The organism is Caballeronia sp., assembly GCF_049581465.1.
In the GTDB taxonomy this organism is placed as follows: domain Bacteria; phylum Pseudomonadota; class Gammaproteobacteria; order Burkholderiales; family Burkholderiaceae; genus Caballeronia.
On sequence record NZ_JBAUSA010001249.1, the window covers coordinates 1 to 3,622 of the forward strand.

General features: G+C 59.0%; 6 protein-coding genes. 4 read left to right on the forward strand and 2 right to left on the reverse strand.

Going from position 1 to position 3,622, the window contains the following annotated elements; translation table 11 throughout:
* Nucleotides 1-204 (reverse strand): MarR family winged helix-turn-helix transcriptional regulator (locus tag WCA53_RS30410; protein ID WP_423920166.1); only part of this gene is annotated, 204 nt, incomplete at its 3' end.
* A gap of 226 nt (nt 205-430) precedes the next feature.
* Between WCA53_RS30410 and WCA53_RS30415 the strand changes: the two genes are divergently transcribed.
* From WCA53_RS30415 to WCA53_RS30430, 4 genes are read left to right on the forward strand one after another with little or no spacing between them, the layout of a single operon-like run.
* The gene (locus tag WCA53_RS30415) at nt 431-1,168 is read left to right on the forward strand and encodes a transporter substrate-binding domain-containing protein (protein WP_423920169.1); all 738 of its coding nucleotides are present in this window, start codon (nt 431-433) and stop codon (nt 1,166-1,168) included.
* Between the two features lie 27 nt (nt 1,169-1,195).
* The gene (locus WCA53_RS30420; RefSeq protein ID WP_423920172.1) at nt 1,196-1,861 is read left to right on the forward strand and encodes an amino acid ABC transporter permease; all 666 of its coding nucleotides are present in this window, start codon (nt 1,196-1,198) and stop codon (nt 1,859-1,861) included.
* 2 nt (nt 1,862-1,863) lie between these two features.
* Nucleotides 1,864-2,649 (forward strand): amino acid ABC transporter ATP-binding protein, encoded by a 786-nt coding sequence (locus WCA53_RS30425; RefSeq protein ID WP_423920175.1) that lies wholly within the window; start codon nt 1,864-1,866, stop codon nt 2,647-2,649.
* Entirely contained in the window at nt 2,646-3,248 is a 603-nt protein-coding gene (locus WCA53_RS30430; RefSeq protein WP_423920180.1) for a HutD family protein, read from the forward strand. The genes WCA53_RS30425 and WCA53_RS30430 overlap by 4 nt, the downstream gene beginning before the upstream one ends.
* 47 nt (nt 3,249-3,295) lie before the next feature.
* On the opposite strand, the gene WCA53_RS30435 is transcribed toward WCA53_RS30430, so the two are convergent.
* Nucleotides 3,296-3,622 (reverse strand): hypothetical protein (locus WCA53_RS30435; protein WP_423920183.1); only part of this gene is annotated, 327 nt, incomplete at its 5' end.

Genomic DNA, 3,622 nt, shown 5'->3' on the forward strand with positions numbered 1-3,622 from the left:
AACCAGCGTCGTGCGCTCCATGACCATGGCTTCGGCAAGTTCGGCCATGGTCATGTCCGGCGTGGTGTCGAGCGCGGACACGATGCTGAATTGCGTCGGCGTGATTCCCACCTCCGACAAATGCCGCTCGTAGAGCTGCGAGATGTGGCGCGCGGCCTGCCGGATCGCAAAGCAGTCGTCGTGGCGCTGGATTTTTGTGTGCATGTGCACAGTATAAAAGTGTATATGCACAAACGTCAATGTTCATTACGTGCCAGAGCTAGCTCACCGCTATTTCTCTTCTGGCGAGAAATAGAATTGCTTATTTGAGAATTGGCGAGTGAGACTTGGCGCCGCTGCCGACCGTATCAGCACTATGCTTTAGCCCGTGCTCTATTAGCCGTTGCTCGATTTCTCCATAACCGTCCGCCCTCGCACAAAGGAAACCAGCATGAAGCTCAGCAAGCTGTTCAGCGCATTCGCTCTTGCCATCGCGTTCACGGCGTCAGCCGCGCACGCCGCGGACGACACCATTCGCGTGGCGACCGACGCCACGTTCCCTCCGCTCGAATTCGTGCAGGACGGCAAGCGCACGGGCTTCGATATCGATCTGATTAACGCGCTGGCCAAGGTGATGGGCAAGAAAGTGGAATGGGTGGACATCGACTTCAAGGGGTTGATTCCGGGGCTGATCGCCAATCGCTTCGACGTGGCCGCGTCCGGAATCTATATGACGGAGGAGCGCCGCAAAGTGGTCGATTTCACTGATCCTTATTACAAGGGCGGCCTCGTCGTGCTGGTTCGAAAGGACGATACGTCGATCAAGACACCCGCCGATCTCGACGGTAAAAAGGTGACCGTGCAGGTCGGGACGAAATCCGTGGGCTTCCTGAAAGACAACTTCCCGAAAGTCCAGCGCGTGGAGGTAGAGAAGAATCAGGAGATGTTCGATCTCGTGAACATCGGTCGTGCCGATGCCGCCGTAACCGGCCGCCCCGCCGCCGTGCAATACGCGAAGGTACAACCGAATGTTCGCGTGCTCGACCGCGGCCTCACCACGGAACTCTACGGCTTCGCATTGCGCAAGGACGAAACCGCGCTGACCGCGCAAATGAACAAGGCGCTCCAGACGCTGCGCGCGAATGGCACGTACGACGCGCTCGTGACCAAGTGGTTCGGCAAGCAGTGACGCGACGAGAGCCATGGGGGTTAGCCGATGACGCTTGACTTTTCTCCTGCGTGGGCGGGCTGGCAGGATCTCGCGACGGGGGCTGCGACGACTGTCGAAGTCACCGCCTGTTCACTCGTGCTGGGTTGCGTGCTGGGCCTGCTGGTGGGTATCGGGCGACTCGCGCCGCAGCGTCGTATAACGTTTGGCATTTGCACGGCCTACCTCACGTTCATACGCGGCACGCCGTTGCTCGTGCAACTCTTTATCCTGTTCTTCGGGCTGCCGCAGTTCGGTATCATCTTGCCGGCCTTCGCGTGCGGCGTGCTCGGACTTGGCGTGTATAGCGGCGCTTATGTCTCGGAGATCGTGCGCGGGTCGATTCAATCGGTTGACCGGGGGCAAATGGAAGCCGCGCGGTCGCTGGGGATGCCGTATCGGATGGCCATGCGCAAGGTAATCCTGCCACATGCATTCGTGCGCATGATTCCACCCTTGGGCAACGAGTTCATTGCGTTGATCAAGAACTCGGCGCTGGTCTCCCTTCTTACCATTGACGACTTGATGCATGAAGGCGAAAAGATCATCAGCGTGTCTTATCGGTCGCTCGAAGTGTACATAGTGATCGCGTTCATCTACCTGATCCTCACGAGTGCGACCTCACTGGTGCTGCGCCGGACGGAAAAGGCGCTGCGCGCGGACGGGAGGGTTTGAGCATGGATGAACCCATTGTCATGGATGAACCCATTGTTTCAGTCAGGCAGCTTGGAAAATCGTTCGGCGCGAATCGCGTGCTGCAAGGCATCGACATGGACGTGCACCCGTCGCAAGTCATTGTCGTGATCGGTCCTAGCGGGTCGGGGAAAAGTACATTCCTGCGTTGCCTGAACGGGCTTGAGACGGCTGAGGAAGGCACGGTGCGAATCTGCGGCCACGCGTTGGTCGAGCATGGCAAGATGATCGATGAGAGCGGCTTGAACCGGGTGCGCCGGGATGTCGGCATGGTGTTCCAGTCGTTCAACCTGTTCCCGCACTTGAACGTACTGCACAACATCATGCTGGCGCCGCGCTCGCTGGCTCGCTTGAGCGTTGACGAGGCCGAAAGCCAGGCGCGTGCGCTGTTGGCGAAAGTCGGCCTCGCTCATAAGGCTGACGTATTTCCAGGCACCTTGTCAGGTGGACAGAAGCAACGCGTGGCGATTGCGCGAGCACTGGCCATGCGGCCTCAGGTGATGCTATTCGACGAACCCACGTCTGCCCTCGATCCCGAGCTGGTTGGCGAGGTGTTGCAGGTCATGCAGACGCTGGCGAGTGAAGGCATGACGATGTTGATCGTCACACACGAAATGAATTTTGCACGCGACGTCGCCGATACGGTCGTTGTCATGGATCACGGCAAGGTGATCGAAGCCGGACCGCCTACGCAGATATTTTCATCGCCGCGAGAAGCGCGTACGCGCAGCTTCCTGCAAGCGGTATTGTCACGGGAACCGACACTATGAAGGCAAGATTTGTTGTGCATCGTGCGAGCGCGCTGGTCGCGACGCGCTGGAAAAACGACGGTGGTGCCACGCGTGAAATCGCAGCCTATCCGTCGGGGAGCGGTTTCGACGATTTCACGTGGCGCGTGAGTATCGCGGACGTGGAGACGGATGGCCCGTTCTCGCGCTTTGAAGGGATTGACCGGACGATAGTGCTGCTGGACGGCGCGGGGATGTCCTTGACGTTCAATGACGCGAGCGAACATGTGCTCAACCACGCTTTCGTGCCGTTCGAGTTTGTTGGCGAGGCTCAGGTGTCGGCGCGCTTGATCGATGGCGCTACGGAGGACTTCAATTTGATGATCCGTCGTACGGTTGCGCGCGGGAAATTAACCGTGATGCGCGAACCGGGCGCGTTTGCCTTGGCAAGCGACGTCCGTATGCCGTTTGTCGCACGTGGTAGTGCGACGCTGGCGCTTGGGCAGACCACGCTTGGCGCTTACGACGCGGCTGTGTTTGATGGTTCGGTTGAAGAGGCGATACATGCCGTGGTGTCAGCTGACAGCATCGTGTTTGCAGTTCATGTTGAGGAGTTTGATGGGCTCACAGGGCTCGGTTAGCGTGGTTCTGCTAGCCGCTAGCAGAACCGCCTCAACCGGACCACTCCCTACGCCGCATCATCCGGCCAGGGCCATCGCGTAAAACCAGCCGCCGGCTCCAGGCGTTCATGCTCGATGCCTTCGCCGAACCACGCAACGTCGCGTCTGCGCTCCTTGACATAAGCATTCCAGCCCTCCGGGTTGGAAGCGAACAGATCGTGTTTTACCATCGATGCAAGCAGCGGACGGTTTAACTCCTCGTCGAGCAATGTCTTCGGCCATAGGAAGAACGCGGCAGTCGCCCGTTCAATGATGCGCTGGGGCGACGCATTGGCACCCACTTGCTTGAGCAAGGTGAACTCGGAGAGAAAGTCTTCGCGCAACAACGCTTCGCC